Source organism: Pseudomonas sp. ATCC 43928 (assembly GCF_005938665.2).
Lineage (GTDB): Bacteria > Pseudomonadota > Gammaproteobacteria > Pseudomonadales > Pseudomonadaceae > Aquipseudomonas.
Map to the genome: position 1 here is coordinate 3,898,125 of NZ_CP041753.1, position 15,067 is coordinate 3,913,191.

Below are 15,067 nucleotides of genomic sequence, written 5' to 3' on the forward strand. Positions count from 1 at the left end.
GCCGCGCCAAGAATGGTTCGCTGCGAAGCTGATTCATTGACCACCTGAGGCTACTTGATGCCCCGCTCCGTCGATGCCACCACCAGCCTTTCCCTCACCGCCGCCTCGCTGTCGGCGCTTTACCCTGAATCCCTTTCCGGCGAAGAGGCCCTCAACCAGCTCGGCTCGCAAATTCTCAACGGCCTCAACGACGGCTCCTCGCTCACCCTGACCACCGCCGTCGCCACCCACGTCACCGCCACCCTGCACAACGACGCCCTCACCCGCCCGCTGGACGCGCTGGTCGCCGAAATCCGACAACTCCCCGCCGACGCCACCGCCGAGCGCTATCAGCTTGTACTACGGCCATGGCTCTGGTGGCTGACCCTTGCCAGCAACAACCGCGTGTTCCAGAACCTCAGCACTTCAGACATCGTCACCACGATTTTCAAGGCCCACGCCTTCACCGACTTCAAGCTCTCACTCACCGGCAGTTACACCCCGCGCGAATACTGCGTGCAGTACGGCGAAACCGATTTCGCGTTCGTCTCGCGGTTGCTGGAGGAAGAAGGGATTTTCTGGTTTTTCACCCATGAGGACGGCAAGCACACGCTGGTGCTGGGTGACAGTAACGATGCGTTTGTGCCGATTCCCAATGGACCCAAGGTCAGCTATCTCGGCCAGCAACTGGGCGAACGTGAACTGCACGGCATTCGCTCCGGGCAGGTCTGCGTTCAGGCCGTGGCTGGTGTGTATCGGTCGACGGATTATGAATTCACCACCCCGACCACATCGCTGTACGGCCAAGCCGAAGCGGTGGCCGGGCCGCGTTCGATGTATGAGCATCCGGGCGGCTACAACGCCAAGGCGCGCGGCGATGCATTGACCAAGCAGCGGGTCGACGGCTTGCGCAGTCAGGAGAAACGCTTTGTCGGTGAAAGCGACTGCCGCTGGCTGGTGCCGGGGCACTGGTTCACCCTCGCCGGGCACGATGATTCAACGTTGAACATCGATTGGGTGGTGACGGCGGTGACACATGACGCCAGTCACGACAGCTATCGCAATCGCTTCGAGGCAATCCCCAAGGCCACGCCGTACCGCCCGGAACGCATCACCCCCAAACCGCGCATGCACCCGCAAACGGCAATTGTCGTCGGCAAGTCGGGCGAAGAAATCTGGACCGACGAATACGGCCGGATCAAGTTGCAGTTCCCTTGGGACCGCGACGGCAAGAACGACGAAACCAGTTCCTGTTGGGTGCGAGTTGTACTGCCCTGGAGTGGCAAGGGCTTCGGCATGCAGTTCGTGCCGCGCATCGGCCAGGAAGTGATCGTGACCTTTATCGATGGCGATCCGGATCGACCGCTGGTAACCGGCTGCGTCTACAACGGTGACAACGCGCTGCCCTATGCGCTGCCGGCGAATCAGACCCAGTCGGGAATCAAGACCCAATCGTCCAAGGGCGGCGGCGGTTTCAACGAGTTGCGCTTCGAGGACAAGAAAGACGCCGAAGAGGTGTTTTTGCAGGCGCAGAAAGACCTGAAGATCAACGTGCTCAACGACACCACCGCCACGGTCGGCCACGACGAAACCCTGACCGTGCAGAACGCTCGCACGCGCACGGTGAAGGACGGCGACGAGACCGTGACCCTGGAAAAAGGCAAACGCAGCGTGACCATCCAGACCGGCAGCGACACGCTCGATGTGAAGGACAGCCGCACGGTGACCGTGGGCGCCGACCAGACCCACAGTACCGGCGGCAATTACACGCACAAGGTCACCGGAGATTACAGCCTGACGGTGGACGGCAACCTGACCATCAAAGTGACCGGCACCCTGACCCTGCAAAGCGGTGGCAGTTTCGCGATCAAGAGCGGCGCCGATCTGGCGGCCGAGGCCAGTACTTCGATCAGCCAGAAGGCCGGCACCTCTATGAGCAATCAGGCTGGTACCTCATTGGAGAACAAGGCCGGCACGACGATGACCAACGATGCCGGGATCAGCCTGACCAACAAGGGCGCCGCTTCGCAGACCGTGGATGGTGGCGGCATGCTGACCATCAAGGGGGGTCTGGTGCAGGTCAACTGATCAGGAGAACCCATGGCCATCACGCCGCTGGATTTGCAACAGAACGATAAACAGCTCAAAGGGCGCCTGCTCGATGGCCAGCTCGACGGTGCGCTGCACATCAAGGATGACGGGCGCGCGCAGGCTGATTTGCACTACAGCCACGGCGAGCTGCAAGGCACCACCCTGCTCTACCACCCCAATGGCAAGGTCTCGGCGCAGCTGCCGTTTGTCCATGACAAGCTGCAGGGGGTTGCCAGTTTCTATGCCCCCGAAGGCAGTCTGCAGCGCAAGGCAACTTATCGCCGAGGGCTGTTGCATGGCGAGGCGTTCAATTACTTTCCCGATGGGCAACTGGCGGAGGTCGAGTTTTACCGCGACGGCGTGCGCGACGGGCGCTATCAACGCTTTCATCCGAACGGCAAGCCGGCCGTCGAGGCTCGATATCTCAACGGTCAATTGCTGGAACCGGAACAGGGCTTCGCCAGCGACGGACGACCATTGGACGCCGACGGCAAGCCGATCTCACGAATGCGCTGGTGGTTCAGGCGCTGGAGCGATCCTTCTCAAGCCTGAGCTCTGTAGCAGCTGCCGAGCAACGCGAGGCCGCGTTCGGCTGCGAAGCAGTCGCAAGTCCGGCTGACGCAGTCTGCCTGATGTACCGCAATCTCAGGTTTTACGACTGCTTCGCAGCCGAACGCAGCCTCGCAAGCTCGACAGCTGCTACGGCCGAACGCAGGCTTCGCCAGCTGCTACAGAGGTTGTGGCGATCAGGGAATCAGCATCTGCATTTGCCCCGGCATCACGATTTTGATCACTCCGGCCCAGTTGCACATCAAGGTGCTGTTGGCATCGATGGCCGGCATGCCGCCCAGCAGTAGGGTCGGCGCGCCGCCGGGGATCCACGGGGTGGCGGTGGCCGGGATGCACGGCATCGGCGTCAGCACGCCAAGCGCCGCGGCGGTGGCGGCCGCGACCATCGGGTTGGCCATGCTCATGCACGTGCCGAACGGCATGACGTTCACCAACGGAATGTGGTCCATGATGTTCGCCGCCGGCATGCCCCCGGTCATTGTGCGGTTCACTGGCAGCACGTTGAGTACCGCCGGCGCCGCGCCGAAACTGCATTGCAGGGTCGCGGTGGCGCAAACTTGCGGACAGCCCATGTCGAATCTCCTTCCTGGAAGCGACGCTCCCTGAACCATAGCCCGCCGCGCCTGTTCGCGCACATCAGGAACGCTGATTATCCGGCAACACGCTAACCTATAAGACCGTGCCGCGCTTGTGGCCACCCCGGAGCGCCATTAGATTAGCCAATGATGTCTGGCCTCCAAAATAAGCAGAAGGGATAAGCATGGCGCTTACTGACCAGTCCACCCGTATCCGCTCTGGCGAAGAACTCGATGCCAGCCTGATCGATCCATACCTCAAGGCGCACATTCCGGGTCTGAGTGGTTTGCCTGTGATCAGCCAGTTTCCGGGCGGTGCGTCGAACCTGACTTACCTGCTGGAATACCCCGAACAGGAATTCGTCCTGCGGCGGCCGCCATTCGGCCACAAAGCCAAGTCCGCCCACGACATGGGCCGTGAATTTCGCATCCTCAATCAGCTACGGGACGGTTTTCCCTATTGCCCCAAAGCCTACGTGCACTGCACTGACGAATCGGTGATCGGCGCCGAGTTCTATGTGATGGAACGGGTCAAGGGCATCATCCTGCGCTCCGAACTGCCACCGGAACTGGGTCTTGATTCAGCGAAGACCGAAACCCTGTGCAAGAGCTTCATCGACAAGTTCGTCGAATTGCACCGGGTCGACTACAAGGCTTATGGCCTGGGTGATCTCGGTAAACCCGAAGGTTATGTCGCGCGGCAAATCAAAGGCTGGAGCGAGCGCTACGAGAAGGCCCTGACCCCGGACGCGCCGAAGTGGGAAGCGGTAAAGGCCTGGCTCAACGACAAAATGCCAGCCGATCACCCGACGTCGAGCATCGTCCACAACGATTACCGCTTCGACAACGTGATCCTCGACCCGAACAACCCGATGCAGATCATCGGCGTGCTGGATTGGGAGCTGACCACCCTCGGTGACCCGCTGATGGACCTGGGCAACACCCTCGCCTACTGGATCGAAGCCGACGACCCGGCACCGGTGCAACTGATGCGCCGCCAGCCAAGCCACGCCCCCGGCATGCTGACCCGCCGCGAATTCGTCGATTACTACGCCGAGCGCGCCGGCATCCAGATCGACAATTTCGACTTCTACTACACCTATGGCCTGTTCCGTCTGGCCGGCATCGTGCAGCAGATCTACTACCGCTTCTTCCATGGTCAGACCCAGGACAAACGCTTCGCACAGTTCATTCACATGAACAAACTGCTGGAGCAGATGAGCTTGCAGGTCATTCAGAAATCCAGCCTCTGATCAGGCCCCATAACAAGGAAAAATCATGTCCAAGACTCAGTTGTTCGACCTCGACGGCAAGATCGCTTTCGTCTCAGGTGCCAGTCGCGGCATCGGTGAAGCCATCGCCAAACTGCTGGCACAGCAAGGTGCCCACGTGATCGTTTCGAGCCGCAAGCTCGATGGCTGCCAACACGTCGCCGACGCGATCATCGCCGCCGGCGGCAAGGCCACCGCCATTGCCTGCCACATCGGTGAGATGGAACAGATCACCCAGGTCTTCGCCGCCATCCGCGAACAATTCGGGCGTCTGGACATCCTGGTCAACAACGCCGCGACCAACCCGCAGTTCTGCAACGTGCTGGACACCGACCTCAGCGCCTTCCAGAAAACCGTCGACGTGAACATTCGCGGCTACTTCTTCATGTCGGTGGAAGCCGGAAAGCTGATGCGCGAACACGGCGGTGGCAGCATCATCAACGTCGCCTCGATCAACGGCATCTCACCGGGGATCTTCCAGGGCATCTACTCGGTGACCAAGGCAGCGGTGATCAACATGACCAAAGTATTCGCCAAGGAATGCGCGCAGTTCGGCATTCGCTGCAACGCCTTGCTGCCGGGTTTGACCGACACCAAGTTTGCATCGGCGCTGGTGAAGAACGAGGCAATTTTGAACACCGCATTGCAGCAGATTCCACTCAAGCGCGTGGCGGATCCGAGTGAAATGGCCGGTGCGGTGTTGTACCTGGCGAGTGATGCTTCCAGCTATACGACCGGGGTTTCGCTGAATGTGGATGGCGGGTTCCTGTCCTGATTCGGTTTTGCGAATAAACCGAAGGCAGCCTCAGGGCTGCCTTTTTTGTTTCCCTCGCGTGCACCCCGCCCCTGCGTAGGGGGATTGGCACTCTCACTACAAGAATATTTATTCCGAAATTTGCATATTGCGAATTTTTATTCCATAAATAGCCCTCCTGAAAATAAAAATCCAAAGGACCCCGGCTATGCGCGAACTCGGTATCGGACTCATCGGCACAGGTTTCATGGGCCGCGCCCACGCCCTGGCCTTTCGCAATGTCAGCGCTGTTTTTGAATTGCCGCTGAAGCTCAAACTCGCCGCCCTTGCCGACGCCGACCCGCAGCGCGCCCGCCACTGCGCCGATGCCTGGGGCTTTGAGGCGGCTCATAGTGACTGGCAACAGTTGATCGATGACCCCAAGGTCAACCTGATCGCCATCACCACCCCCAATCATCTGCACTACCCCATGGCCATGGCTGCCATCGCCGCCGGTAAACCGGTGTATTGCGAAAAGCCGCTGGCGGTGAGCCTCGAGCAGGCCAGTACCATGCGCCTTGCAGCCAAAGCCGCAGGCGTGGTGACGCGGGTGGGTTACAACTATCAGCACAACCCGATCATCGGCCTGGCTCGGGATTTCATTCAAAACGGCGCGCTGGGGCAGATCATCAGTTTCCAGGGCGAGTTTAGCGAAGACTTCATGGCCGATCCCGTTTCACCCTGGTCCTGGCGCTGCGACGCCAATTACGCCGGCGGCGCCCTGGCGGACCTGGGCAGTCATTTACTGGCCATGGCCCGTCATCTGCTGGGCGACGTCGAGGCGGTGTGCGCGGATACCCAGACCGTACATGCGCAACGCCCCGTGACGGCGGGTGGTCAGGAACGACGCGAGGTCGCGGTCGACGATCAGGTCCACGCATTGCTGCGGTTCGCCAATGGCGCGCGAGGGACGTTCAGCAGCAGCTGGCTCAAACACGGTTACAAGAATCACCTGAGTTTTGAAATCAGCGGCACCCAAGGCACCCTGGCGTTCGATCAGGAACGCTTGAATGAACTGCGGCTGTATCGTGCCGGGCAAAACGGTTTCCAACGGCTGCTGGCGGGGCCGGATTTGCCGGGTTACGCCGCCTTCAGCCCGGCGCCGGGGCACCAGTTGGGTTACAACGAACTCAAGACCCTTGAAGTGCATGAGTTGGTGATGGCGCTGGCCGGTCTCGGCCAGGACGGGACCGATTTCGAGCAGGCGTGGGAAGTCGAACGCCTGGCAACAGCGATTCGTCTGGCGGCACGAGAGTCGCGGTGGGTCAGGATCGAGGAAGTCTGAACCGACGCTCAGGTCATACACCGCCAGTTGCACGTGCTACTGGCGGTACACCGGACCCGGTTTACTGAGTGACGCAACGGGTCAGGGTCGTGGTTCGGGTCACCTGCCCTTCAGCCCTCATATCACCCTGTACATCGGTACTTTCGGTGGTCGAACAGGTACGAACCGGTGTCGGTGGCGGTACGGCCGGGGGTGGAGGCGGCGGACTGGCGCAACCACCGAGAATTGCCATGCAGAGTGCGAGCGACAGTGGTGAAAAAGCACATTTCCCAAAATTGTTCATAGGCTGACCCGCGGTAAGTAATCGACATTTTCCGCGACTCGAAAACCATCCCGCGAACCCGCGGCCCTGTCACAGAAAAGAAATACCCTCGCATTCCTTATAGCTTAGCTACCCGCCAATGCCAGAAAGACTGCGACCATTCCATTACCGCAGGCCTGCGGGATATGACGCCTAAAGAGCGGAGGATCGATTCAAGCCACTGCTTTCAAGCTCATAGCGCAGCTCTTCAATCAACGCCGCCACTGCCTCCGGCGTCCGGAGCGTCGCCACGTTCAACCCGCTGACCACCAGATCCACCTGCCCTGTCGCCGGATGGTAAAGCTTCACCGTCAACGAATTATCCCCGGCAAGCGCACACTCACAGGCCAACGGCAAAAAGCTCCGCTCCAACCGCATACGCAATTGCACCAGGTAACTCATCCCGACTCACCTTGGCGACAGCGTAAAGTCGACTGCCCGCCTGTTCTTTTCGCACCCATGAGGTTGTTCCTTCAGCTGCATCGAAGAGGACGCGATACCGGGCCCAAGCCACGTCTCGCACCCCGACAGCCTAGAAAAAGCCCCATCTGATCAATACATGAAATTGCACCACCCGCACTAGTGCATTTGCACCTTAACGTTGCCCCTTGGTCCGCTTCACGCCGGAGAACAGACCTCGTTCTCGAGCCCAGACAATCGCCTCGCTACGGCTATGCACATCGAGCTTGGAGTACACCGTCGACACATGATTGCGCACTGTATTGGGCGCGAGTTTCAGGCGCGCGGCGATCTCCTTGTCGGCCAGGCCTTCACAAATCAGGCCGAGCACATCGCGCTCCCGGGTGGTCAGGTCGGTGAACGACACACTGGGCAACTGCGGCGAATTGACGTTTTTCACATTGGCGAGTTTTTCGATCAGCGTACGGCTGAACCAAGACGCATCTTTCATCACCTCTTCGATCGCCGACACCAACTCCAACTCGGTGCGCTTGCGCTCGGTGATGTCCATCAACACCAGCAGATAGCAAGAGCCGTCCTGAATGTTCACGGTGTCCGCCGAGACCGCACAATCAATCAGCACGGCATCCTTCCGGCGCACCCTGACATCGACACGATCCACGCGCCCGCTTTTCTCCAGGGTCGCAAACAGTCGCGTGCGAGCGCCCGCGTCATCAATGAAGCCGAGTTGCGCCACGGTCTTGCCGAGCACTTCATCATTGGGAAATGCGAGGGACTCCAGGAAGGCTTCGTTGACGTCCATCACTACTTGGTCCGCGGCGCGGCACACCAGGATCGGCACCGGAGTGAGGCGAAACGCTTTGGCGAACCGTTCCTCGCTCTGGCGCAGGGCGATTTCGGCCTTGTGCCGAAGCTCCATGTCGACGAAGGAAAACAGCATGCAAGCTTCGTCGTTGAGCTCAAGCGGTTGCCCGGCAACGATCACCTGCTTGCTGCCACCGTCGGCCAATTGCAGCTCGGCCTGCATCTGCGGAATGGTCGCGCCGTCACGCAGACGCTGCTTGGCCAGATCCTTGTTTTCGGCACGTTCCAGCACATCCAGTTCATAGGTTGAAGCGCCGATCACCTGATCCCGGGCATAGCCGGTCATGTCCACGAAACCCTGGTTGACCTTGATGTAGCGCAAATCGCTGAGGCGGCAGATCACGGCCGGGGCCGGGTTGGCGTTGAATGTTTTCTCGAAGCGCTGCTCGGCGCTGGCCCAGTCGGTAACGTCGTTCATGATCAGCACCAACGATTCCGGCTCACCGGCACGGTCCGCCAGCACCATGCTGCGCACGCTGTGAACCCAGGTGCGCTCTTCATTTTCCAGCTGCGTCACCTCCACCATCACATCGCTGAACGTCTCGCCATGGGCCACGCGGCTGATCGGATAGTTCTCGATCGCTACCGGATGATTGTTGCGATAACGCAAGGCAAAACGCTTGGCGTACTCCCCGGCATTGGCCCCCAACTCGCCAATCTCGCTGACACCGTGCATGGCCAGCGCGGCGTCATTGGCCCAGAGAATGGTCTGGTCGAGCTCCAGCAGAATCACCCCATCGGACAGGCCGGCGATGATCTGCTGCAACTGGCGGCGATTGGTTTCAGTGCTCAGGACGTCCTGGCTCATTGGAACTCCACAATTGCGGCGGCACTTTTGCGCGCTGCCCAGTGAAGATTACGACCGCAGACGTTTGTGATAGTGCAAAAAGCCCGGCACCCGTGGCCCTCCCAAAGTAGCCCTATGCTCAATAGGGAAAGAGTGGTTTAGTGCCGCTTTTTGTCTATACGGAGAGTTGCCATGGTGTTTGATTCTCTTCACTTCACCCCCTGGTCTGCCCTCACGGGAGGAGCGCTGATTGGCCTCGCCGCGAGCGTAATGGTGGTGGCCAACGGGCGAGTTGCCGGGATCAGCGGGCTGTTGGGCAGCCTGCTTGAGCGTAATGATTCAGGACGAGGTGAAAAAGCCCTGTTCCTGCTCGGACTGTTGGCGGCACCGTTGGTCTGGACGCTGTTTCATGTGTGGCCGACCATCGAATTCAAAACCGGTACGGTGGGGCTGATCATCGCTGGATTGTGCGTCGGCATCGGCACTCGTTATGGCTCCGGCTGCACCAGTGGTCACGGCGTGTGCGGTATCTCGCGCCTGTCACCACGCTCCATTGCCGCGACATTGAGTTTCATGTTCACAGGCTTCGTGACCGCGTTCGTCCTGCGTCATTTGCTGGGGTATTGAACATGCGCAAACTGACCGCTTTCCTCGCCGGCCTGCTGTTCGGCATCGGCCTGTTGCTGGCCGGCATGGCAAACCCGGCCAAAGTGCTGGGTTTTCTGGACATTGCCGGCCTGTGGGATCCGTCACTGGCGCTGGTCATGATCGGCGCCATTGCCGTGGCTTGGGGGCCGTTTCACTGGGCCATGAAACAACCGACATCCTTGCTGGGTGCGCCTATGCAATTGCCGGTCAGCCGTGAGCTGGACCGACGCCTGATCGGTGGCAGCCTGCTCTTCGGCATCGGTTGGGGTATTGCCGGCATCTGCCCCGGCCCGGCACTGGTGTTGTTGCCGACGGGGCACTGGCAGGCCTGGGTGTTCGCCATCGCCATGCTGGCGGGGATGCTGATGTTCAAAGCGCTGCAAACCCGCCGTTGAGCATCCCCGCCAGGTCAGTGGTCAAGCCGCCTGCTTACCACTGGCAATTGCCTGCGACGCCGCCAGCATCGCCCGCAACAACACGGCGCACCCGGCGGCCAGATCATCCGGCGCGGCGTTTTCGATTTCGTTATGGCTGATACCACCTTCACAAGGCACGAAGATCATCCCGGCCGGGCCGAGTTCGGCGAGGAAGATTGCGTCGTGCCCTGCTCCACTGACGATGTCCATGTACGACAGACCGAGCCCTTGAGCCGCACCGCGTACCGCTTCGACGCAGCCCTTGTCGAAATACAGCGGCGGGAAGTCGGCGGTGGGTGTCAGTTCGAAGGTCAGGCCGTGTTGCTCGCAAGTGGTTTCGATGACCTCGCGGACTTCGGCGATCATTGAGTCGAGTCGCGCCGGTTCCAGATGACGGAAGTCCAGGGTCATGCGCACTTCGCCGGGAATCACGTTGCGCGAGCCGGGATAGGCTTGCAGGCAGCCTACGGTGCCGCAGGCATGGGGTTGATGACCGAGGGCTGCGCGATTGACTGCACCGACGATCACCGCGGCGCCGACCAGCGCGTCCTTGCGCAAGTGCATTGGCGTCGGGCCGGCGTGGGCTTCGACGCCGCGCAGTTTCAGGTCGAACCATTTCTGGCCCAGCGCGCCCATCACCACGCCGATGGTTTTGTGTTCGTCCTCAAGAATCGGCCCTTGCTCGATGTGCGCCTCGAAGTACGCTCCCACGGCATGACCACTGACCTGGCGCGGCCCGGCGTAACCGATGGCGTTCAAGGCTTCGCCGACGGTCACGCCCGCCGCATCGACCTTGGCCAGGGTTTCCTCGAGGGTGAATTTTTCCGCGAACACGCCGGAACCCATCATGCACGGGGCGAAGCGTGAGCCTTCCTCGTTGGTCCAGACCACCACTTCCAGCGGCGCTTCGGTTTCCACGCCGAGGTCGTTGAGGGTGCGTAAGACTTCGACCCCGGCCAGCACGCCGAAGCAACCGTCGAACTTGCCGCCGGTGGGCTGAGTGTCGATGTGGCTGCCGGTCATTACCGGTGGCAGATTCGGATTGCGTCCCGGACGACGGGCGAAGATGTTGCCGACGGCGTCGATGCTGACCGTGCAACCGGCCTCCTCGCACCACTTGACGAAGATATCGCGCGCCTGGCGGTCGAGGTCGGTCAGGGCCAGCCGGCAGACACCGCCCTTGACCGTCGCGCCGAGCTTGGCCAGGTCCATGAGCGACTGCCACAGACGGTCGCGATTGATGTGCTGATGGGTGGATTGCAGAACGTCTACAGCAGCGTTCATGGTGATCTCCTCAGGCAGTTGTTATCGGTTTCTTCGCTAGTTCCCACGCCCCGCATGGGAATTCATCCCTGGACGCTCTGCGTCCGCTCCTGGAACGCGGAGCGTCCCTGGCTGCGTTCCCACGCAGAGCGTGGGAACGATCACTCATCACACCGGAGATTTCACGACAGTCGGACTCGGCCGCATCGAACTCAACCCGTAATAAATCAGCCCTCCCAAGGCCGAGCCGGTGAACCAGCCGTAGCTGTAGAACCAGCTGAAGGCATCGCTGCCCAGCGACAGCAGCGTCAACACCACCGGCACGCCGAACGCGATGAAGCCAAACCCGTTCCACGCCGGGTACACGTCATCACGATAGAGGCCGGCCAAATCCAGTTGCTGTTTCTTGATCAGGAAATAGTCCACCACCATGATCCCGGCGATCGGCCCCAGCAGGCTCGAATAGCCGAGCAACCAGTTGGAATACACCGTCTCCAGGCTCAGATCCGAGACAATCAGCCCGAGCTTTTTCAGCAGTTCATGGGCCATCAGCGCCAACCCGACCAACCCCGTGAGCATCACCGCCGTGGTGCGGTTGATGTACTTGGGCGCGACGTTCTGGAAATCGTTGGTTGGCGACACGATGTTGGCCGCAGTGTTGGTGGACAAGGTGGCGATGATGATCAGCGCCATGGCCAGTGCGACCCAGACCGGGCTCTGGATATGGCCGATCAGGGTGACCGGATCAGAGACGGTGACACCCACCAGTTTGACCGACGCGGCCGTCATCACCACGCCGAGGGAGGCGAACAGGAACATGGTCAGGGGTAAACCGATGATCTGCCCGACGATCTGGTCCTTCTGGCTTTTCGCGTAGCGGCTGAAGTCCGGGATGTTCAGCGACAGCGTGGCCCAGAAGCCGACCATGGCGGTCAGCCCGGCGGCAAAATAACTGGCCACGCCGGCCCCTTCCGGACGCTTGGCCGGGATCGCCAGCAACTCGGTCATCGATACATTCGGCATGGCCCACACCAGCAGGCCCACGCCCACCAGTACCAACAACGGCGCCGAGAGGGTTTCCAGCCACTTGATCGAGTCCGCGCCGCGAATCACCACCCACAGGTTCAAGGCCCAGAACAGCATGAAGCCGATCACCTCGCCGGTACCGCCGAGGGCCTTCCAGCCATCGAACACCGAGCCGAGAAACAGGTGAATCGCCAGCCCACCGAACATGGTCTGGATGCCGAACCAGCCACACGCCACCAGGGCGCGGATCAGGCACGGGATGTTGGAACCGAGAATGCCGAAGGACGAGCGCAGCAATACCGGAAACGGAATGCCGTACTTGGTGCCGGGGAAGGCATTCAGGGTCAGCGGGATCAGCACGATGATATTGGCGAACAGAATCGCCAGCAGCGCTTCGCCCACGGTCAGGCCGAAGTAGGCCGTGAGCACTCCGCCGAGGGTGTAAGTCGGCACGCAGATCGCCATGCCGACCCACAGCGCGGTGATGTGCCATTTGTTCCAGGTTCGTTCGCGCACCTTGGTCGGTGCCATGTCGTGGTTGTATCGGGGACTGTCGAGGACATCGCTGCCGGCTTCGAGCTCAAACAAGCCGTCGCGCTCGGTCACTTGCGATCTGATCTGTTGCATGGCCGCTCCACTGTTCTTTTGATTATTTTTGCTCATCAGAGGCTGGCGCAATGCGCGCGAGCCGGACGATGGCCGGAGAAACTGACAACTTTTACGGACCGGCCACGGTGCCAGCGGCGGCATCAATAAACGTGCCGGGTGCCCCGCTTGCGCCTCGGGCAGTGCCATAAAACTTTGCTAACCAACTGATGTTAATCAGCTTTATTTATCCAGCTAGCGAGTCCCCGGTCAGTTGCCCTGTCACTCAGGCCGAATGCCAGGCAAGTTGTCCGAACAGTCAGGACTCAATCTGGTGCGTCGATCTTTTTTGTAAGGTTGCGCATCAACCATAGACCATCCTCAACCGGCTGATTTCACATAGAAAATCTTGACCATATTTCCAACCTGTCAAGTGCGTCAAAATGGTGAGCGGTCTCACCATTTTGGTGATTTTCATTTTTTATCGTTATTTATCAAACAGTTAAAACAATAATAAGCTTATAAAAAATATTCTTGCTCAATCCACAAACTGCAGCTAGCGTCTATTCTTGACAGCGCTGACAGGAATACACCGATTGGCGTCTGCTTCATATAAAACATCTAGAACCGGCAATAGTCGGTCATGCCTGCGAGGAACTCGGAATGTCTCTGTTGATCCGTGGCGCCACCGTTATTACCCATGATGAAAGTTATCGCGCCGACGTGTATTGCGCCGACGGCGTGATCAAAGCCATCGGTGAAAACCTCGATGTTCCCGCCGATGCGCAAGTGCTCGACGGCAGCGGCCAATACCTGATGCCCGGCGGCATCGATCCGCACACCCACATGCAACTGCCCTTCATGGGCACGGTGGCCAGCGAAGATTTTTTCAGCGGCACCGCGGCGGGATTGGCCGGTGGCACCACGTCGATCATCGACTTCGTGATACCCAACCCACAGCAATCATTGATGGAGGCCTTTCATCAATGGCGCGGCTGGGCCGAGAAGTCGGCGTCTGACTATGGCTTTCACGTCGCCATCACCTGGTGGAGCGAGCAAGTCCGCGAGGAAATGGCCGAGCTGGTCAGCCAGCACGGGGTCAACAGCTTCAAGCATTTCATGGCCTACAAGAACGCGATCATGGCCGCCGACGATACGCTGGTGGCGAGTTTCGAGCGCTGCCTGGAATTGGGCGCGGTGCCGACCGTGCACGCGGAAAACGGCGAGCTGGTCTATCACCTGCAACGCAAGTTGATGGCCCAGGGCATCACCGGGCCGGAAGCGCATCCGCTATCACGACCTTCGCAGGTGGAAGGTGAAGCCGCGAGCCGGGCGATTCGCATCGCCGAAACGTTGGGCACGCCGCTATACCTGGTCCACGTCTCGACCAAGGAAGCCCTCGACGAAATCACCTATGCCCGCGCCAAGGGCCAACCGGTGTACGGCGAAGTGCTGGCCGGGCATCTGCTGCTGGACGACAGCGTTTACCAACACCCGGACTGGCAGACCGCCGCCGGTTACGTGATGAGCCCACCCTTCCGCCCGCGCGGTCATCAAGAAGCCCTTTGGCACGGCCTGCAAGCGGGCAACCTGCACACCACCGCCACCGACCACTGCTGCTTCTGCGCCGAGCAAAAAGCCGCCGGCCGTGACGACTTCAGCAAGATCCCCAACGGCACCGCCGGTATCGAAGACCGCATGGCAGTGCTTTGGGATGAAGGGGTGAACACCGGGCGTTTGTCGATGCAGCACTTCGTAGCGCTCACCTCCACCAACACCGCGAAGATCTTCAACCTCTACCCGCGCAAAGGTGCGATCCGTGTCGGTGCCGATGCCGATCTGGTGCTGTGGGACCCGGAAGGCACGCGGACGATTTCAGCCAAGACTCACCACCAGCAGGTCGACTTCAACATCTTCGAAGGCAAGACCGTGCGTGGCGTACCGAGTCACACCGTCAGCCAGGGCCGTGTGGTGTGGGCCGATGGTGATTTGCGCGCCGAGCGTGGCGCGGGCCGGTATATCGAACGGCCGGCGTATCCGGTGGTGTTTGATTTGCTGAGCAAGCGGGCTGAGTTGCACAAGCCGACAGCAGTAAAACGCTGATCTGCCCTCTGTGGCGAGGGAGCTTGCTCCCGCTGGACTGCGCAGCAGGCCCAAAGCCAGTCGACTCGGGGGGGCAGGACAACCGATTTG

At 60.3% G+C, this 15,067-nt stretch carries 13 protein-coding genes; 8 read left to right on the top strand and 5 right to left on the bottom strand.

Going from position 1 to position 15,067, the window contains the following annotated elements:
• The first annotated feature begins 57 nt into the window (after nucleotides 1–57).
• Nucleotides 58–2,067, top strand: coding sequence for a type VI secretion system tip protein VgrG (gene tssI / locus FFH90_RS17680; protein WP_064618266.1), 2,010 nt, complete (start codon nucleotides 58–60; stop codon nucleotides 2,065–2,067).
• A 12-nt stretch (nucleotides 2,068–2,079) separates the two neighbouring features.
• Nucleotides 2,080–2,622 carry a toxin-antitoxin system YwqK family antitoxin gene (locus FFH90_RS17685; protein ID WP_138867741.1) on the top strand — a complete coding sequence of 181 codons (543 nt, stop codon included), beginning with the start codon at nucleotides 2,080–2,082 and terminating at the stop codon, nucleotides 2,620–2,622.
• 194 nt (nucleotides 2,623–2,816) lie between these two features.
• Here the strand turns inward: FFH90_RS17685 and FFH90_RS17695 are convergent, their stop codons facing one another.
• Nucleotides 2,817–3,212 carry a DUF4280 domain-containing protein gene (locus FFH90_RS17695; RefSeq protein ID WP_018929674.1) on the bottom strand — a complete coding sequence of 132 codons (396 nt, stop codon included), beginning with the start codon at nucleotides 3,210–3,212 and terminating at the stop codon, nucleotides 2,817–2,819.
• Nucleotides 3,213–3,400: 188 nt separating this feature from the next.
• On the opposite strand from FFH90_RS17695, the gene FFH90_RS17700 reads away from it, so the two are divergent.
• The 3 genes from FFH90_RS17700 to FFH90_RS17710 all read left to right on the top strand — a co-directional run bounded on the left by FFH90_RS17700 (nucleotide 3,401) and on the right by FFH90_RS17710 (nucleotide 6,564).
• Nucleotides 3,401–4,468 (top strand): phosphotransferase family protein, encoded by a 1,068-nt coding sequence (locus tag FFH90_RS17700; protein WP_111453508.1) that lies wholly within the window; start codon nucleotides 3,401–3,403, stop codon nucleotides 4,466–4,468.
• Between the two features lie 25 nt (nucleotides 4,469–4,493).
• Nucleotides 4,494–5,261, top strand: a complete 768-nt coding sequence (locus FFH90_RS17705) for an SDR family oxidoreductase (RefSeq protein WP_018929676.1) — start codon at nucleotides 4,494–4,496, stop codon at nucleotides 5,259–5,261.
• A gap of 187 nt (nucleotides 5,262–5,448) precedes the next feature.
• Nucleotides 5,449–6,564, top strand: a complete 1,116-nt coding sequence (locus tag FFH90_RS17710) for a Gfo/Idh/MocA family protein (RefSeq protein WP_111453507.1) — start codon at nucleotides 5,449–5,451, stop codon at nucleotides 6,562–6,564.
• A 454-nt stretch (nucleotides 6,565–7,018) separates the two neighbouring features.
• Here the strand turns inward: FFH90_RS17710 and FFH90_RS17715 are convergent, their stop codons facing one another.
• Nucleotides 7,019–7,267 carry a DUF1652 domain-containing protein gene (locus tag FFH90_RS17715; protein ID WP_064618276.1) on the bottom strand — a complete coding sequence of 83 codons (249 nt, stop codon included), beginning with the start codon at nucleotides 7,265–7,267 and terminating at the stop codon, nucleotides 7,019–7,021.
• Nucleotides 7,268–7,460: 193 nt separating this feature from the next.
• Nucleotides 7,461–8,957: a helix-turn-helix transcriptional regulator gene (locus FFH90_RS17720; protein ID WP_138867743.1), complete on the bottom strand. Its 1,497-nt coding sequence runs from the start codon at nucleotides 8,955–8,957 to the stop codon at nucleotides 7,461–7,463.
• 171 nt (nucleotides 8,958–9,128) lie between these two features.
• Here FFH90_RS17720 and FFH90_RS17725 point away from each other — a divergent pair, with 171 nt between their 5' ends.
• Together FFH90_RS17725 and FFH90_RS17730 are read left to right on the top strand one after the other, a co-directional pair.
• Entirely contained in the window at nucleotides 9,129–9,563 is a 435-nt protein-coding gene (locus FFH90_RS17725; protein WP_026345784.1) for a YeeE/YedE family protein, read from the top strand.
• Between the two features lie 2 nt (nucleotides 9,564–9,565).
• Complete coding sequence (locus FFH90_RS17730; protein WP_019648908.1) at nucleotides 9,566–9,979, top strand: DUF6691 family protein; 414 nt, start codon at nucleotides 9,566–9,568, stop codon at nucleotides 9,977–9,979.
• A 21-nt stretch (nucleotides 9,980–10,000) separates the two neighbouring features.
• On the opposite strand, the gene FFH90_RS17735 is transcribed toward FFH90_RS17730, so the two are convergent.
• Both FFH90_RS17735 and FFH90_RS17740 read right to left on the bottom strand, forming a co-directional pair.
• Nucleotides 10,001–11,284, bottom strand: coding sequence for a Zn-dependent hydrolase (locus FFH90_RS17735; RefSeq protein ID WP_138867744.1), 1,284 nt, complete (start codon nucleotides 11,282–11,284; stop codon nucleotides 10,001–10,003).
• A gap of 147 nt (nucleotides 11,285–11,431) precedes the next feature.
• Nucleotides 11,432–12,916, bottom strand: coding sequence for an NCS1 family nucleobase:cation symporter-1 (locus FFH90_RS17740; RefSeq protein WP_018929683.1), 1,485 nt, complete (start codon nucleotides 12,914–12,916; stop codon nucleotides 11,432–11,434).
• 621 nt (nucleotides 12,917–13,537) lie between these two features.
• Between FFH90_RS17740 and hydA the strand changes: the two genes are divergently transcribed.
• Nucleotides 13,538–14,977, top strand: a complete 1,440-nt coding sequence (hydA, locus tag FFH90_RS17745; protein WP_138867745.1) for a dihydropyrimidinase — start codon at nucleotides 13,538–13,540, stop codon at nucleotides 14,975–14,977.
• Nucleotides 14,978–15,067 lie beyond the last annotated feature (90 nt).

What these genes read in the sequence shown, in the direction of transcription:
- FFH90_RS17695 (WP_018929674.1), bottom strand. Translation starts at nt 3,212, where the DNA reads ATGGGCTGTCCGCAAGTTTGCGCCACCGCGACCCTGCAATGCAGTTTC.
- tssI (WP_064618266.1), top strand. Translation starts at nt 58, where the DNA reads ATGCCCCGCTCCGTCGATGCCACCACCAGCCTTTCCCTCACCGCCGCC.
- FFH90_RS17725 (WP_026345784.1), top strand. Translation starts at nt 9,129, where the DNA reads ATGGTGTTTGATTCTCTTCACTTCACCCCCTGGTCTGCCCTCACGGGA.
- hydA (WP_138867745.1), top strand. Translation starts at nt 13,538, where the DNA reads ATGTCTCTGTTGATCCGTGGCGCCACCGTTATTACCCATGATGAAAGT.
- FFH90_RS17730 (WP_019648908.1), top strand. Translation starts at nt 9,566, where the DNA reads ATGCGCAAACTGACCGCTTTCCTCGCCGGCCTGCTGTTCGGCATCGGC.
- FFH90_RS17715 (WP_064618276.1), bottom strand. Translation starts at nt 7,267, where the DNA reads ATGAGTTACCTGGTGCAATTGCGTATGCGGTTGGAGCGGAGCTTTTTG.
- FFH90_RS17710 (WP_111453507.1), top strand. Translation starts at nt 5,449, where the DNA reads ATGCGCGAACTCGGTATCGGACTCATCGGCACAGGTTTCATGGGCCGC.
- FFH90_RS17705 (WP_018929676.1), top strand. Translation starts at nt 4,494, where the DNA reads ATGTCCAAGACTCAGTTGTTCGACCTCGACGGCAAGATCGCTTTCGTC.
- FFH90_RS17740 (WP_018929683.1), bottom strand. Translation starts at nt 12,916, where the DNA reads ATGCAACAGATCAGATCGCAAGTGACCGAGCGCGACGGCTTGTTTGAG.
- FFH90_RS17720 (WP_138867743.1), bottom strand. Translation starts at nt 8,957, where the DNA reads ATGAGCCAGGACGTCCTGAGCACTGAAACCAATCGCCGCCAGTTGCAG.
- FFH90_RS17735 (WP_138867744.1), bottom strand. Translation starts at nt 11,284, where the DNA reads ATGAACGCTGCTGTAGACGTTCTGCAATCCACCCATCAGCACATCAAT.
- FFH90_RS17700 (WP_111453508.1), top strand. Translation starts at nt 3,401, where the DNA reads ATGGCGCTTACTGACCAGTCCACCCGTATCCGCTCTGGCGAAGAACTC.
- FFH90_RS17685 (WP_138867741.1), top strand. Translation starts at nt 2,080, where the DNA reads ATGGCCATCACGCCGCTGGATTTGCAACAGAACGATAAACAGCTCAAA.